Below are 17467 nucleotides of genomic sequence, written 5' to 3'. Positions count from 1 at the left end.
GTAAATATGGAGATGACAATAGCTGTTGATATGATTTGTTCTTTAGTGGTACTAGGCTATATTGCAATAGGTGCAGCAATGTAGGGATGAGGGTCGTAGCCGGCAATCTCAAAGTCTTCAAATCTATAATTAAACAGAGTTTCTGGGCGTCGCTTTATGATTAGCCGAGGCAGAGATCGTGGCGTACGAGTAAGTTGAAGTTGAGCTTGATTAATATGATTTAAATATAAGTGCGCGTCGCCGATTGAATGAATTATTTCGCCAGGTTGCAAGCTAAGTTGCTGCGCGATCATATGAGTTAGAAATGCTACCGACGCGCAATTATATGGAATACCAAGGAACCAATCTCCTGATCGCTGAGTAAGCATGCAACTTAGCTTATTATTAGCGATGTAAAACTGATATAAGATGTGGCATGGCGGTAGTGACATACGACCCTCTAGAGCATTTTGTATAGGAGATTGCGACTCGTCTGGCAGAAATGATACATTCCATGCGCTAATAATATGCCGTCGGCTGTTTGGATTCGTACGCAGTGAGTCGAGTAGTGCCTGCACCTGATCGGTCCAAGTGCCGTCAGGATTGCGCCAGGAGCGCCACTGTGCACCGTAAACAGGCCCAAGCTCTCCGTCAGATGTAGCCCATTCATCCCAAATTGTCACGCCGTTTTCATTTAGGTAGCGAATATTCGTATCGCCTTTTAGGAACCATAATAATTCGTGAAGAATTGATCGTACATGCAGTTTCTTAGTAGTCAGTAACGGAAAGCTAGTAGATAAATTATGTCGATATGACACGCCGAACAACGAGCGTGTACCTGTCCCAGTGCGATCGCTCTTAATTACACCATGTTCGAGTAAATTCTTAAGAAGAGATAAGTATGATACATCCATGGTCTAACACCTAGAGTTACTTACCAAGTAGAATAGTAACTATAAATAGCGAGTGCATTATTCTAAATAATAATAGACTGTCTTAGTCTAGGAGAGAATTCTTACTCGTTCATCTATTATTAGTATAAAGTTATCGTTAGTATTTATACGATTTGCCGTAGTATGCAAAGTCATATGCTTCAGAAAGGGGGCTGGACGTTAGTTTCCTTATACGGAACTGTATAAGTTTGATACTAGTGTTGTCGTTGTGGCGGTCTAGGTAGGTGAAGCTACACCTACATATGGTGTAACCTGCTTTTACACGTAGCAATGTTATGAGGCTTAGCAGCATAAACTCTATAAGCGCTAGTGCTAGCTACAACCTCCAAGGTACCTATATAGCAATGGTAAATAGATGATACGAATAACTTACATAGTACCGTTTGCTTATATTAACTATTCATCTAGACGACTGGAGTAGGTACCCTATAGAGTTCAGGTTATAAAAGCGGCAATAAATTACCGCCGAGTTTTATAATTAATAATCTACTCAATCCAGTAAGTTAAGTGGGATTCCCCAGTAATGTTGAACACTAAAATAATTTGGTCAATTATTACTTAACTGATACAGCAAGATTACTGTGGGAGAAGATGGAATGATGTTTTCAGGTAAGCATACATACAACATACATTATCTTAATAAGAGGTTAGTATTCTTTGTTGTAAGAAGAAAACATCGGTTGTCAATAGCAATAGCGCTCTTACCTTAAAAAGGTAACTTATTAGCAGGGCATTAACGTTTTAGTTTGGATCTTTAGCAAAGTTAATCGCGCCTCTGACTCTTTTTTGTATGCGGGCTAGATATATAATAAACAATATAATTCATGGTTAGATCAGAAAAAGCCTTACCCACAAGTTAATAATCGGAGATTTATATATGCTCACATGTAAGCTTTCGAAAATAAAGCGCGTTAGTGTGGTACGCTAGTAACTAGATGAGTCACCCGTACGTCTACCTAAGTCTATAGTATAAATATTAGGCGATTACGTGGCAAAATAACACACGGCACCAAAATCAAGATAGTAAGACTATCTATCTAAAATAGTCGCCCGCCATAACAAGGTGCTGGTTTAGCATCCTATTTTCTACTAATGCTTTAATGATTGGCCTATTACACGGTATCGTATCGATTTACAGCATCTGCTCACTATAGGAATATTCTAGACTATATTATGCGAAAAACGCCAATTAAAATTTATTTTTAAGTGCTCATAGTTAATTATTACTTTACTCAAAATACGCTGCACAACATGCGGTTGAAGTAGGGTCATAACAACAGATCATGCTCAATATTAGTCGAAGCTCTTTGTAAAAAAAGAATTGCTATGAATGCTTGTGTTTACATTGACGATAACGCTACAACGATTGACTTAGATACTATTTAAGTAGTTTTGGCTCCCCGACCTGGGTTCGAACCAGGGACCTGCGGATTAACAGTCCGACGCTCTACCAGCTGAGCTATCGGGGAAAAAGATAGAAATCTATTCTCTAAGAATATTGTCGTTTTGTCAAAGACAAAAATGGAAGTGGGGTATTAACTTCTATCAATGTACTCGCTCTCTATGCATGCCGTTACGCTTATTTCTCAAGAAGTTTCAGTTTATCTTTTACATCTTTCCACATTTCCGCGTCTGGTAGAGCAAGCTTAGTCCGCGTGATGCTAGGCCAATTCTTTGCTAGCTCCGCGTTCAATTGAATAAATTGTTGCTGGTCTACGGGTATATCTTCTTCTGAATAGATTGCATTAACCGGACATTCTTCCACACAAACAGCACAATCAATGCACTCATCTGGGTCGATCGCAAGGAAGTTCGGACCTTCTCTAAAACAGTCAACCGGGCATACGTCAACGCAATCAGTATAGCGGCATTTAATGCAGTTTTCGGTTACAACGTGAGTCATGAAAGCTCCTGCACTCTATGTATTTCCGGTTTGGCAAGCATAAGATAAAAACACCGCTATTCTACATGATCCGTATTTTATAGCTTACTGCGCTTTTATTTAGCCCCCTCTAATCTAATCTGTTTGTTATACACTTTAATATGTTTTGTACGCAGTGCGTCCACCCTACTGTTTATCTTTGTCTAAGCGATTATGATTATCACTTCGTTGCTCGATACTGATCTCTATAAATTCACGATGATGCAGGTCGTGCTGCATCATTTTCCTGCTGCCAGCGTCGAGTACCGGTTCCATTGTCGCACTCGAGGTATTAATTTGGCATTATATATCGACGAGATTCGGGGGCAAATCAGGCATTTATGCCAGTTACAATTCACTGATGACGAGCTCGATTACTTGCGTCAGTTACGCTTTATTAAGAGCGATTTTGTTGATTTCCTTGCACTATTCGAGCTCAAGGAAAAATATATTCGCATTGAACCCTCCCTGAAGGCTAACGGCGAGATCGAGATCGTTGTGCGCGGGCCATGGCTACATACAATCCTGTTCGAGATTCCCGTACTAGCAATTGTTAACGAGGTCTATTTTCGCAATACGCAGCGCTCACCAGCATACAATGATGGACGCGCGCGCCTGGTAGGTAAGATAGTAATGCTTAACTCTAGGTCTGACTATACCGATTGCAAGATTGCGGACTATGGTACACGCCGCCGTTTTTCGAAGAAGTGGCACGAGGAGGTTATCCTAACGCTGATGTCAGGGCTCAGACAGCAGCTTTCCGGAACGAGCAATGTCTACTACGCGATGAAATATGGGTTAAAGCCACTTGGTACGATGGCGCATGAGTATCTACAGGCATGTCAAGCACTGGGGACCCGTTTGCGCGATTCTCAGATCTTTGGTTTTGAGATATGGTCCAAGGAATATCGAGGTGATCTAGGTATTGCATTGTCCGATGTCTATGGTATGAGCGCATTTCTGCGCGACTTTGATATGTATTTTTGCAAGCTATTTGATGGTGCGCGCCATGATTCAGGAGATCCTTTTAAGTGGGGCGAGCAGCTATTGAAACACTACGAAGTAAATCGCTGCGATCCTCGCACTAAGATCCTAGTCTTTTCTGATGCACTTGATATCCCAAAGGTTCTAAAGTTGTATGAGCGCTTTCGAGGGCGATGCCAACTAGCATTTGGTGTAGGCACTAATTTGACCAATGATTTAGGCTACTTACCGCTTCAGATCGTGATGAAAATAGTCCGCTGTAATGGCCAGCCTGTTGCAAAATTTTCTGACTCGCCGGGAAAAAATATGTGTGAGGATCCCGCGTACATTACATACCTGCGTCAGGTATTCGAGATTAATGTGCCATTAGCGGAGAGTAAGCACGCATAGCGCGGCATTGCCCGACGCGCTTACCGAGATTTTGGTGCGCAGTACATCCGGGAGTTTTCGAACTAAAAAAGCCTGTACTATAATGTGCGTTTATGGGCTTAGTAGATGCTATTTTTATGGTGTTTATTCTACCACCCCACAAGCATAAACTCTCTACAATTTACAATCGCATATTCTAATATGTTAAAGTTAAGTATTATAGATGATTTTGAGTGCCTGTGTTTTGATCGATGAATATAACACGATTGCGCTTAGCCAAGCTAATTTCAAATGTTTAGTGCTGTATAGCATGAAATATTATGTCGGATATATACAGATTTTACGCTTTATCATTTATTTAGAATGAATGTAATTTCAGACAATTTATACTAATATCCTAAAACTCAGTTTAAATTAATTGCTGCTATTTACATTTCCATAATTTTATTATACTTCTTTCTAGATTGATGGAATACTGTGTTTCTCACACGCCAAGGCTAATACTTTAGATTTTATTTAAAGGTTAATCCGACATGATATGTCGATATTTATGATGAAGATAAAGTTTTTCATGGCATGAAACATTATATATACATTTAGACTGGAGTAGTAATGAACTAAATAGTTTAGTATGGCGGATATGCTTCCTAGATATATTCGAAACGTTTGAAGCGTATCATCAAGTTGATGTGAATCGAGATAATTATCTATTTACCCACGTACAAAGCTTGCCGATACCAATTAATCTTGAATTCCTAGGAACATACACTATATGTTAACGGTTATTTTAGTAGTTATAGTGATGGTATTGACTATTACGTTATTTACTCTCGCGTCTGCGATATGGCGGGGCGATGCCGGTAAGATAACTCAGGCAATACTTCAAGCGCTCTCGGAACGACTACGTGAATTGGGCGATGTCAACGCGCGATCCCAGGAAAGGCTAGAGCGCGAGCTACGCACACAGTTAATCGAAAACGCTAGCGTATCCCGAACAGATATAGGTGCCGGTGTTACCCAACTACAAGGGGCACTAGCAGCACAACTCTCCAGTATTGCTACGGTGCAAAATAATCAGATTGATATTTTTTCACAGCAACTAAGTAAACTTACGCAGAGTAATGCACAGCAAATTGATACGTTTCGTTTGTCTGGTCAACAGCAGGCACAATATGCGCGCGAGGAACAGGCGATTGCATGGAAGCGATTCGGCGATACGCTGAATCAGCAATTATCCATGATCTCTGAGGGCAATGAGCGACGTCTTACTGAGGTGCGGGCAACTCTTGAGAAAAAGCTCAAAGATATTGAGGCAAATAATGCAACTAAGCTTGACGAGATGCGATGCGTTGTTGATGAAAAGCTTAACGCCACGTTGGAACAGCGCCTAGGTGAATCGTTCAAGCTAGTATCAGACCGACTTGAACAGGTCCATCGTGGTTTAGGCGAGATGCAAACCCTCGCTATAGGTGTCGGTGACCTAAAAAAAGTATTGACAAACGTCAAGATGCGAGGCAATTGGGGCGAGGTTCAACTTCAGGCTTTACTTGAGCAGATTCTTACGATCGATCAATACGTAAAAAATGTAGCTACGGTGCCGCTCAGCAATGAGCGTGTTGAATTCGCAATTCGGTTACCGGGTCGGAACGCAAGCGATCAATATAATGCACAGCCAGTATGGCTGCCGATCGATGCAAAATTCCCTCGTGAAGACTATGATCGATTAATCGAAGCGCAGGATCGATCCGACCCTATTGGCCTTGAAGAGGCTGCTAGAGCACTAGAAACGCGCGTCAAGCTAGAAGCCAAGTCGATTACGGATAAGTATGTATCACCGCCACATACGACTGACTTCGCCATTTTATTCTTGCCGACAGAAGGGCTCTATGCGGAAATCTTGCGCCGGCCGGGGCTAACTGATGTATTGCAGCGTGACTACCGGGTCATGATTGCAGGACCTACTACACTAGCCGCGTTATTAAATAGCTTACAGATGGGTTTCCATACGCTGGCGATTGAAAAACGCTCAAGCGAAGTATGGCAGGTGCTCAGTGCAGTGAAAACTGAATTCAGAAAATTCGGTGACGTTTTAACAAAAACAAAGAATCAGCTTGCGACCGTTGCTCGATCTATTGAATTAGCTGAAACCCGGACACGGCAGATGAACAAGAAGCTGCGAGTTGTCGAAGCACTGCCTGAAGAGCAGGTCTCAGAACTTCTGGGCGATGATGAACAAGTGCCTGAAACTCTAAAAGATAATAGCGACGAATAAGCTAATTCAGCCGTGCATACTAGTTCTACCAGTGGTACCGCCCATTGTATGCACGGATCCCCGCAAGCTAATACTAGGCTTCTATTTACGCCTATGACGTGCACTCAGTAGCAACGCTACCTCATATGCCGCACGTAGTAGTCCATCACTAGTTATAGACTATTTTAGTTAAGGGAGCGTAGTAAAATACTTGTATTACTTAATATATATACCCCCTAACCAAGAAATTATTTTTCCTTCATCGTATTTAGCACACAATTTTGTTTTTATTAAAAAGCAGTGCGGTACTACCTAGTAGGTATAACATATAATTCAAATGGGTAAACTAAGTATATATTGAGTACTAATGCATGTGACTATATTAATAGAGTATTAATAATACTGTTGTATATAAATACCGCTAATATGCCTAGTAGAATAATAGTAAAAAGGTGGTACATAAAATTAGTATATTAGTTATTATCGCCAAGGAAAATAGATAAAATTATTCGTTAGAAACATAAATAGACTGTGTTTTCTCGCGGCAATCAACCTAGTATTGATATTCCTTAAAATAAGGAAAGAGTTAGAATTATTCGCGAGCCTAGAATATCCGTGTGCTTAAGCGGTAGTGAGCGCAACTTGTATGAAAGGCCTAGGCTAGGCTGATGTACTACAGTTAGTAAAAATTATATGTTAGTAAAAGCGATATATATTCGCATAGCGATAAAATCGTGTACTAGGGTAATTATATCAATTTATATTTTTTATACTAATTAAATATGATGAGTCTGAAAGAGTTTTACTAAAGCATAATGTCTTTATTGTATTACGGGCGAAAAGCGAGCTTTCTAAATAACTGATGAATAGCCCTTGCCGAAGCAAGGGCTATTCATCACGGTCTGGGCCGAGTCTCAACTTGTTGCATAAATTCTATAGATGGCATAAATAACGGCTTACGTTTACGGCTGGTACCCAATAGTTCTTGAGACGGTTTAGGGGCTTTCTCCGCTGCACGTAGCTTATCTGGATCTGTATTAACCCATACCAGTCCAACAGACTCCAGGACTGGGGCTAGAGTGTCGATTGATAGCACACCTGTCACTGTATTGCCGACAGTAGTTTTGCTATAGCACGTTCCAGCGTATCTAGTCACTGTATCCTTCGATTGTGTGTCTGGGGCTTGATCTGATACAACAGACGTGTTGGCGTGAGTTGATATTATTGATGTCGACGTGTCTGAGCTCTTTGAGCTTGCTGGTTCTAGTTTATCACTTCGTACCAGAACCGACTCATCACATTCTACTAATGCTAATGGATCTGATGTCGTAGTAGTTATTGCTACTCTTGATGTTGGCACTGTTCGAGCTTGTTGTCGTGAAATTTCACCGGTCATGCGACAGCCTGTATTTGAATCGATAACAAGAGGCTGTCCTATGAACGCTTCTTGCTGGGTAGTGACTATAGATGCGGGTGGTACTGGGCGATATCCACAAGATTGATTGGCATTTATAGATGTGATAGATCGATCTGTATGTTCAACTACCGCTCCTGATCTAGGGATATTCTGGCGAGTCGACACTGCGTCATCTATCGATTTAGTGGAAGCATTCGTTACAGAGCTCAGTGCTGCGTGATTTATTTTTTCTTTTCTTTCAGCTACTTCTGGAGTATGAGTCATGTTGAGGTTTTCCTCGCCGTGCTCGCCGCGGCGCACACTACGGCGCCCACGCCGTCGCCGTCGACGTTCCTCGCTGTCACGCACAAGATTAGTTCCTGATGTGACGCTAATATTCGTTGCCCTTATTGATTTTCTCTGATCTTGTTCGACCGTCTGCTTATCGCGTAATAAATTAACAGGAAGTTGCTCTAATCTCTTATGCATGACTTGCTCGTCGCGTTCGCGACGATCTGTACATTCATTACTATTCTCATTATGATCAGCCCATTCAGTACGCTCTATATAAGCGGAGGGCGCTGCCTGTTTAATATACGCCGATTGTTTTTCATTTGCGCGAATCTCAGCTTGATGCTCTTGGTAAGAGGTTTGCATATTGCACACATCCCGCTTGTTTCCGTCTGTGTGTTCGGTCTCTTTTATATCGAGTTCATCGTGATGAGTCTCACGGCCTGATTGATCGGCAATATGAGATTTCGGCTCGTTACAATTACTAGGGTAATAACCGCGTTGATATAGTAAATTGTGTTCTGTGCTCTGATGAGCCCCACTACTAACATGTTTCTTAAGAGTCTGTATTGGAGTACTTGCACTAATAGGTTGAGTCGATCTAGTAGCAAGCTTTTTACTAAAAATGCGCTTGAGCCATCTGATTAGTCCTCCGCTTTCTGCGGTTGACAGTGAAATCGATGTATACGGTGCTACCTCTGATATTAAGCATGGTGCGGTGCTAGGTCTAGGTGCACGAACTTCTGGAGTGATGCCCCTGACAGCGGCTTCCTGTTTTGGCTTCATATCATTATCGCGCTTGCTATAACCAGTCTCCAATTCTAACTCGCGAGCCGCCTCTTCAGCCATGCGCCACGACGCACGCGGTTCGTCAAGTCTCGTGTCATGATAACGTAGCCGTTCGAGTTTATAGTGTGGTGTTTCGAGATGTTTATTTGGAATAAGCAATACGTTAACCTTAAAACGCGATTCAACTCTATTAATTTCCTGACGTTTTTCATTCAACAGGAAGGCTGTCACCTCGACTGGAACCTGGCAATAGATTGCTGCAGTATTCTCCTTCATCGCCTCTTCTTGAATAAGTCGCAATACTTGTAGTGCAGACGATTCAGTATCGCGAATGTGGCCAGTTCCGTTACAACGCGGACAGGTTACATGGCTGCTCTCGGATAAGGCTGGACGTAGCCGTTGACGTGACAGCTCCATGAGTCCGAAACGCGAAATCTTGCCCATTTGAACGCGGGCTCGGTCATGCTTAAGTGCGTCCTTAAACCGTTGCTCGACTTCACGCTGGCTTCTAGAAGACTCCATATCGATGAAATCAATCACAATTAGTCCACCCAAATCACGTAGTCGTAACTGGCGTGCTATCTCATCACTCGCCTCTAGGTTTGTGCGCAATGCTGTTTCTTCGATATCGGCACCCCTAGTTGCTCGAGCCGAGTTTACATCAATAGCTACCAATGCTTCCGTGTGGTCGATTACAACAGCGCCGCCTGATAGTAGAGGCAAGATACGAGAATATGCGGTCTCGATCTGGTGCTCAATTTGGAATCGAGAGAACAAAGGCACGTCATCATGATAGCGTTTTATCTTACCAAGATTATCCGGCATTACCACTTCCATAAACGAGCGAGCTTGATCATGGATATCCTGTGTATCAATTAGGATCTCGCCAATATCAGGCTGGAAGCAATCACGAATTGCACGGATTACTAAGCTTGATTCAAGATAGATAAGCAGTGGCGCGCGCGACCCGTTTGCCGTTGTTTCAATAGCACGCCATAATTGCAATAAGTAATTTAAGTCCCACTGAAGTTCTTCAGCAGAACGACCGATGCCCGCGGTTCGCGCGATCATGCTCATACCGTTTGGTAATTCGAGCTGTGCCAGCGTTTTTCGTAATTCTTTTCGATCATCGCCCTCAATACGTCGGGATACACCACCACCCCGTGGATTGTTAGGCATCAGTACTAAATAACGGCCGGCTAATGAGATAAAAGTGGTCAGTGCAGCGCCTTTATTACCGCGCTCTTCTTTTTCAACCTGGACGATTAGCTCCTGACTCTCGCGTAGAGCGTCTTGGATACGTATAGAGCGTATTGCGGTGCAATTCTTAAAATATTGTCGGTCAACCTCTTTAAATGGCAAAAAACCATGTCGATCCTCGCCGTAATTGACGAAGCATGCTTCAAGCGACGGCTCAATTCGTGTGACCACTCCTTTATAGATATTGCCCTTACGCTGCTCGCGTCCGGCGGTTTCAATATCAATGTCGATTAGTTTTTGTCCATCGACGATCGCCACACGCAACTCTTCCTGCTGCGTTGCGTTGAACAACATACGTTTCATTAACGGCTCCAGTGCGGCTCTGCATCCCGTCCGCAGTTCCAGATTAAAACCGGACGAGCAGCAGCACGCCACCTCTTTTTGTCAAAAAAGCACGCTGGAGCGGGAAACTTTGTCTGGCGGGAATTCCCTTGACCTACTCGCGTCTAAACGTAAAAGTAGCGTCCCGGGGGAATTTTCTGCGAATAGTTCAAAAGTACAGCACAGCAAAACCCGGTAGGTGGTGCAACGGCGCATTATGCAATTAAACGCCTGAAGACCAGCATCAAAGCGTATCAGCTACTTCTGCCCGTCGGCAGCCTGAACAAAAATGCACGCGGAAAAGATTTCTTCGGGGTTTCAGACAATTAATTCCGTAACCTCAATGTCTTTCTCGTTCGAGCGTGCAGCTCGTCTAACTGCTTTTCGTATGCTTTTCACAATCTACCTAAGCCTGCGCATGGCGTATTAGCTGATATAGAGTACTGTGATCTAGACACAAAATTCTTTATAACCAAAATTTCCGTTACCAGCTTATCATCGACGATGCCGAATCCACCTGTGGGCGATATCCCTGCACCGTGCAACGACATGCGTGCAACTTGCTGCTCTCATCTTCCAGGCGAGCAGCTGGCCTGGTGTGCGAGATAGAATAATGCACGGGCTCTTGCACTGAAATACCCCGTGGCTTACTGGGCACATCGCTATCAGCGTGCTGCCCATCTTATAAATTATATTCAGAATGAATAAGTTAGGCAAAATTTCGAGAGATGCTTCAGCCGGCAACTGTGTTTCATGCCTGCGCGTAGATGACGTGTCAGCTGGCCAGCGCATCGACAATTTCCTCATACGCATATATAAAAAAATACCCAAAAGTCATATTTATCGAATTTTGCGAAGCGGCGAAGTACGAGTTAATAAAAGCCGGATCGACGCCTCATACCGGCTTAAGTTCTCTGACATTGTGCGTGTGCCGCCAATATGGGTTCAGCCATCTAACTCCATAGTAAGCGCTCCAGCTGCAACATTTCCAGTGCTATATGAGGACGATCACCTGATTGCGTTGAATAAGCCAGCAACCATTGCAGTACACGGCGGCAGTGGAGTAAATTTTGGTGTTATCGAGCAAATGCGAGCGGCGCGTCCCCAGGCTAATATGCTCGAACTAGTGCACAGACTCGACCGGGGAACATCTGGTGTGCTGTTGCTAGCCAAGAAACGTGCTGCACTCATTGGATTACATAAGCAGATTCGCGAAGGTCGGATGGATAAGCGCTACCTGGTGTGTGTATATGGTTCATGGCCGGTAGCGTGGGGTGTGCGCCATGCGGTAAAAGCACCGCTGTTCAAGTACTTGAATGCTAACGGCGAGCGGCGTGTTCGCGTTCAGTTAGATGGGTTAACCTCCTATACAGTCTTTAACCTGCGGCAGCGTTTAGGTAATTATTTATTATTAGAGGGAGAACTAAAGACTGGTAGAACACACCAGATTCGTGCGCATCTTGCGCATCTGTGTTTACCAATTATTGGTGATGACAAATACGGCAATTTTTTATTGAATAAGCATCATGCTCGTCCTGGCGTTCAGCCAGGATTAAGTCGTATGTTCCTTCATGCGTGGCGACTAAATATTAAGCATCCAGCTAATGGTATGCCACTAGCATTTGAGGCGCCTTTGCCGTCGGAGTGCTGTATTTTTTTGCAACAATTAACGGATATGTCGAGTATAAATAATATGAAAACATTTTAACTTGCTCATGTTTGATTGGGATCGAACGTGAGCATTCGGCCACACACATCATATATAATATCTAGCAAGTGTATCAGGACACTAACTGTTAGGTGCTTTATTCATCATCAACGAGATATATTATTAGATTAGGATTACATGATGTGCTATATATCGCTGTACCTAATCTTGATCTGCCTACATATTTTCTCCTTACGAAGCGCATTCGGTTTTATTATATGAGTGGTTATTTCATATCAAACTATCCACGCGCGCGCGAAATGCTAGAGCAATTATATAGTGCAAACCACCTGATCGCAATAGTGACTTGAAAATCAAGAGTAGGCTGAACCGTGCGTTAGATTTGGTTCAGTGAATGACAATGTTCGATGCAACTCGCTGCATAGACGAGTCGTCTTTAGAACTACATTCAGCAATGTTACATAAGTTGGCATAGGAATTGAGGAAGACTTCTATGCAAACTTTGATGATCGATGATACAACATGCGATTAACAAATCGCTACTACTACTATTAGTAGTAGCCGCAGCTTATCATCCAGCCCGAGAAACTAGTAAACTAGAGCCGTCCTTTTTCGCTGAAAATGTTGCATTGCTAACGAATTCGCTACGAGAACGCTGAACTTAATCCATCAGTATACAAACTGTATACCAATTATTACATCTATAACCGTTTTGTGAACTATAACAGTATAGCTTACTTCTATCTGAACAATACATATACAGATGGAGTGAGAGTCATCTGAGAGCGCGTTCTTCGGTGGTTCCGGGTGCACTTGGTGCATATAGGGTAAGACGTGGTTTAGTGTATACCATCGCTAGATAGTATTTACAGCTACGACTACTCTAGATTAAAAAATATGATTGACAGACTAGGCATGTTAATTGCTTCTATACTGAAGTATGTTTAGCTTTTTAGTAAACATTCGCCTATAGTTATACGCCTATTCTTAGTGGGTTTTTACTAAGAAGGTGCGATTAAGATAAACGCAAATACGAGCAGGCAAAATTAATACTTTCTAAAAGAAAACTATGCAAGCAAAACTCTGGTTATTAAGGTTAGAGCCTATCAACCTTAATAGGAAACGAAGCTAGCTGCGACCATCGGTATCACGGGGATGTGCTGATTCTGCGTCTGATACGCTTATTAATGCATTACCGACACTCGCTAGATATTAACCAACTTGCCTAATATCTATATCTCATATAAGAATGTCGATACCTGTTTCCTCAGGAAAATACCGTGTGTTTTTTTAATTTTAATTACACACCTTAGCGCACACTGCACGGTCTGCCTAAGTGCAAGCAACTCGCTAGTTCTACAGTATTATCTAACCTTTTTAATAAAGGCCCATTCATTAGAAAAGGCGAGCTCATAAATCTTTATCTAGTCCTCCGGGCGGTATCGATAGTATTAAACAGCGATATACCGGCCTCACATAGCATACTAGTTAATGCGATTAACGGCAGGCCCATCAAGGCAGTGGGGTCGTCGCTATTGACCTCTTCTAGTAAGGCGATCCCGAGCCCTTCAGATTTAGCACTTCCAGCGACGTCGTAGGGCTGTTCTATCCTCAAGTAAGAGTCTAGTTCAATATCAGACAAGCTTCGAAAGCGTACTCGTGTGACGACATCCACACAGCGTGGTATGTCGTTCTGTTGATCATAGAGGCACAGCGCAGTATGAAAGTCAACGCAGCGCCCTCGCATCATGCAAAGCTGTCTTAGCGCGCTCATATGGTCTCCTGGCTTACCAATTTGTCGTCCGTCAAGCGTGGCAACCTGATCTGCGCTAATTACTAGTGCATCGCGACGGCTTGAATCTATCGCACGGGCCTTAGCCTCGGCTAGTCGTAGGGCGGTATCAGATGGCTTCTCATTTGGGAGAGCAGTTTCATCGATATCTGGCACGTCGATCTCGAAATGTATGCGTAACCGCTTAAGCAACTCACGCCGGTATGGTGAGCTGGAAGCGAGAATTAGCCGGTGATCGGTAAGTGAATGAGTTATAAGCTGCATAGGTAAGGCGGTCGGAATATATGATATGAGTACGGATAGCATCTAGTACATTACCAGATGTCATTGAAGTTTTCGGTACGTAAAAGGCAAAAAACGATATCGGTTTTTATCAATGATTCTGTTTGTTAATAATAGAGGGTCTAAGCGTAAGCGAAAAATTGAACAAATGAGTAGAACTCATAATGGATTATGAGGTGATGATCAATTATCGTAAACCGGATCTATTTTTATTGAATTTTGAGCCAATGGGTTAACAAGTAATATAAAGGTTATATGTTTTCAGATTAAACCAGTTTTTAAATAAAGTACTGCAGATGAGTTAATGCTTTGTACTGAAAAGTAAGCACTGATAGGGGCATGTATAGTATGATTTACCTGTCAATTAATACTGAATTTTTGAAAAAGCTAATAGCTACTTGCCTAATCACTATTAAGTGCTCTGATGGTGCATTAGAGCTAGGTTAGCTTGATTTCTTGAAAAAGATAAAATAAAGAATCTGTTTTTGTTATCTTTATTTGAAAAATAAGATCTGCCCCGCCAGATATATTAAATCTCTTCTATAAATATGGGCGGATTGACCTCTAGTAATAGACTAGAGCGTGCGCACCCCGTTCTTTACACTCGAGGCACTTAGAGGCGATAAGCGCTACTCTATACTGTACCTTGAGTAGGTGGATGTGTTTCGGTAGCTCGACCAGTCTAATCCGCCATGCTAATATGGCCTGTTTAGCAAGTGAATAAGCAGGTTGTGTTAAAATGAACCAAATTTTCCGGAGATTCCATGGCAGTTCAGCAGAATAAAAAATCCGCATCAAAACGTGGTATGCACCGTTCACACGATTTTCTAGATGCGTCCCCTCTGGCTATTGAACCAGGCACTGGTGCAGTTCATCTACGTCATCATATCAGTCCAAACGGCTACTATCGAGGAAAAAAAGTCGTTAAGACTAAGAGCGACTAAGTGTTTAGTTGAAATGGCCGCCTATCTCGTCTTCTTACGATTCTATTACTCTGGCTTTGTCAAAAAGCGGCATTGATCTGCCGCTTTTTTGTATCTAAGATTTGTTGTATTCCATGACTATAATAAAGATCGCAATCGACTGCATGGGGGGTGACCACGGCCCAGCTGTGACGGTTCCTGCCGCAGTTAGTTTTGCGCGGGCGCATCCAGACGCGCAACTTGTACTAGTAGGATTGTATGAGGCAATCCGCGCGCAGCTCAAGCGATATAAGATGTCTGATATACCAACGCTGTCGATCATCAGGGCAAGCGGAGTCGTTGCAATGGACGACTCCGTTGAGATCGCGCTACGGAAGAAGAGAGATTCGTCGATGCGTGTCGCTTTGAATCTAGTTAAGGCAGGTTGCGCGCAAGCATGTATTTCAGCAGGTAATACGGGCGCGTTGATGGCGGTGTCGCGGTACGTTCTTAAAACATTGCCCGGCATTGATCGACCTGCGATCGCTTTTGCCCTGCCGAATCAGGTTGGGTATACAACAATGCTTGACTTGGGTGCGAATGTCGACTGCGGACCGCAGAATTTATTGCAATTTGCTGAAATGGGGCATGCACTCGTGTCTGCGATCGAGGGTAAAGATCGTCCATCTATTGGATTGCTAAACATTGGTGAAGAGGTAATTAAAGGAAACAATACTATTAAGCGTGCTGGCGAGCTATTGAGGGCAAGTACACTTAATTTTCGAGGCAATGTTGAAGGAAACGACATTTATAAAGGCATAGTCGACGTAATCATTTGTGATGGCTTTGTTGGCAACGTCGCATTGAAGACATCCGAGGGACTCGCGCGGATGCTCGCCGATATGATTCTCGAAGAGTTTAATCGCTCATGGGCTACGAAACTAATGGCGCTAATTGCACTTCCAGTACTATCTCGCTTTAAAAAGAGAATCGATGCACGCCAGTATAACGGCGCCGTGCTACTTGGACTATGCGGCCTAGTAATTAAAAGTCACGGTTCAGCTGATGCGTACGCGTTTGAATGGGCTATAAAGCGCGGGTATGATGCCGTCAAGAACGGCGTCCTCCAGCGTCTAAAGTGGGCTTTAGAGGAAAATGCTAATCCGCTTACTCGTTCTGAGAATACCGATTCTAGCGAATCTGATATATCTAGCACACAAGTGCTGTTTAATGCGACTACTGGTCGTCCTGCAAGATTCGCGATTCGGCTGTTGGGCGCGCTATCATCGAACGCATGATGGCTCACTCCTACTCGCGTGTACTTGGCACTGGTAGCTACCTTCCCAGGATTCGCATCACTAACCAGACGCTAGCTGAGCGCCTTGCGCAGTATGGAATTGAGACAAATGATGAATGGATTGTAGCGCGCACGGGGATTCATTCGCGCTACTTTTCCACCCCCGAGCAAGCTACTAGCGATCTTGCACTGATAGCCGCACGCCGCGCACTCGAGGCAGCTAGAATGGATTTACAGGCGATCGAGCTGATTATCGTTGCCACATCAACACCCGATTTCGTATTTCCGAGTACAGCTTGCCTGGTTCAAGATAAACTTGGCATCCGTAATGGAAGCGCAGCATTCGATGTGCAAGCGGTCTGCTCTGGGTTCGTCTATGCATTAGCGGTAGCCGATGGGTTAATTCGTGGTGGCACGTATCGAAATGCCCTAGTGATGGGCGCCGAAACATTTTCCCGTTTGCTCGATTTTAAGGATAGAACTACCTGCGTGTTGTTCGGCGATGGCGCTGGTGCTGTTGTGCTTACTGCATCGGATTATCCGGGATTGCTAGCTAGTGCGCTCCACGCAGATGGTAGCTATGCGCATATCCTATGCGCGCCAGGCAATGTTAATGGTGGTATTGTTCAAGGTAGTGCATTGTTGCATATGGACGGGCCCGCAGTATTTAAGCTTGCAGTGAACGTGCTTGAAAAGGTAGCACGCGAAGCTCTGGCTAAGGCTAACATGTCTGCGGACCAGATCGATTGGTTGATTCCGCATCAGGCCAACATCCGGATTATGCGTGGCACATGCCGCAAGTTGGGTTTACCATTAGAACGTATGGTTGTAACGCTTGGTGAGCATGGTAATACTTCGGCTGCATCGATTCCATTAGCACTAGACGTAGCGGTGCGTGATGGACGTGTTAAGGCTGGTGATCGAATACTAATCGAAGGCGTTGGCGGCGGATTTACTTGGGGCGCAGCAATCATTTGTATGTAGTTGCATACATGACAGTAAGATGTTTGT

General features: G+C 43.6%; 10 protein-coding genes and 1 tRNA gene. 6 read left to right on the top strand and 5 right to left on the bottom strand.

Features of this window, described 5'->3' with window-relative positions; all coding sequences use genetic code 11:
- Positions 1-56: 56 nt before the first annotated feature.
- From K0T93_RS02815 to fdxA, 3 genes are all read right to left on the bottom strand, one after another.
- Positions 57-893, bottom strand: a complete 837-nt coding sequence (locus K0T93_RS02815) for a thymidylate synthase (RefSeq protein WP_225721194.1) — start codon at positions 891-893, stop codon at positions 57-59.
- Positions 894-2325: 1432 nt separating this feature from the next.
- Positions 2326-2401, bottom strand: a tRNA-Asn gene (locus tag K0T93_RS02810).
- 110 nt (positions 2402-2511) lie between these two features.
- On the bottom strand, positions 2512-2835 hold the full coding sequence (gene fdxA / locus K0T93_RS02805) for a ferredoxin FdxA (protein WP_225721193.1): 324 nt from the start codon (positions 2833-2835) through the stop codon (positions 2512-2514).
- Positions 2836-3027: 192 nt separating this feature from the next.
- Between fdxA and pncB the strand changes: the two genes are divergently transcribed.
- Both pncB and K0T93_RS02795 read left to right on the top strand, forming a co-directional pair.
- Entirely contained in the window at positions 3028-4227 is a 1200-nt protein-coding gene (pncB, locus tag K0T93_RS02800; protein WP_225721192.1) for a nicotinate phosphoribosyltransferase, read from the top strand.
- A 751-nt stretch (positions 4228-4978) separates the two neighbouring features.
- Positions 4979-6478, top strand: coding sequence for a DNA recombination protein RmuC (locus K0T93_RS02795; protein ID WP_225721191.1), 1500 nt, complete (start codon positions 4979-4981; stop codon positions 6476-6478).
- Between the two features lie 874 nt (positions 6479-7352).
- Here K0T93_RS02795 and K0T93_RS02790 read toward each other — a convergent pair.
- The gene (locus K0T93_RS02790) at positions 7353-10496 is read right to left on the bottom strand and encodes an Rne/Rng family ribonuclease (RefSeq protein ID WP_225721190.1); all 3144 of its coding nucleotides are present in this window, start codon (positions 10494-10496) and stop codon (positions 7353-7355) included.
- A 718-nt stretch (positions 10497-11214) separates the two neighbouring features.
- Here K0T93_RS02790 and K0T93_RS02785 point away from each other — a divergent pair.
- Positions 11215-12222: an RluA family pseudouridine synthase gene (locus tag K0T93_RS02785; RefSeq protein WP_225721189.1), complete on the top strand. Its 1008-nt coding sequence runs from the start codon at positions 11215-11217 to the stop codon at positions 12220-12222.
- Between the two features lie 1381 nt (positions 12223-13603).
- On the opposite strand, the gene K0T93_RS02780 is transcribed toward K0T93_RS02785, so the two are convergent.
- The gene (locus tag K0T93_RS02780) at positions 13604-14239 is read right to left on the bottom strand and encodes a Maf family nucleotide pyrophosphatase (protein WP_225721786.1); all 636 of its coding nucleotides are present in this window, start codon (positions 14237-14239) and stop codon (positions 13604-13606) included.
- A 782-nt stretch (positions 14240-15021) separates the two neighbouring features.
- Here K0T93_RS02780 and rpmF point away from each other — a divergent pair.
- The 3 genes from rpmF (at position 15022) to K0T93_RS02765 (ending at position 17440) form a co-directional block, all read left to right on the top strand.
- On the top strand, positions 15022-15201 hold the full coding sequence (gene rpmF / locus K0T93_RS02775; RefSeq protein ID WP_225721188.1) for a 50S ribosomal protein L32: 180 nt from the start codon (positions 15022-15024) through the stop codon (positions 15199-15201).
- A 113-nt stretch (positions 15202-15314) separates the two neighbouring features.
- Positions 15315-16457, top strand: coding sequence for a phosphate acyltransferase PlsX (plsX, locus tag K0T93_RS02770; protein ID WP_225721187.1), 1143 nt, complete (start codon positions 15315-15317; stop codon positions 16455-16457).
- The gene (locus K0T93_RS02765; RefSeq protein ID WP_445082783.1) at positions 16454-17440 is read left to right on the top strand and encodes a beta-ketoacyl-ACP synthase III; all 987 of its coding nucleotides are present in this window, start codon (positions 16454-16456) and stop codon (positions 17438-17440) included. Before plsX ends, K0T93_RS02765 begins: the two co-directional genes overlap by 4 nt.
- The last annotated feature ends 27 nt before the right edge of the window (positions 17441-17467 follow it).

Origin of the sequence: Candidatus Vallotiella sp. (ex Adelges kitamiensis), from assembly GCF_020342435.1 — a bacterium.
Taxonomy (GTDB): Bacteria; Pseudomonadota; Gammaproteobacteria; order Burkholderiales; family Burkholderiaceae; genus Mycetohabitans.
The sequence above is the reverse complement of the archived record's forward strand: the minus strand, read 5'-3'. Positions and strand labels throughout refer to the sequence as shown.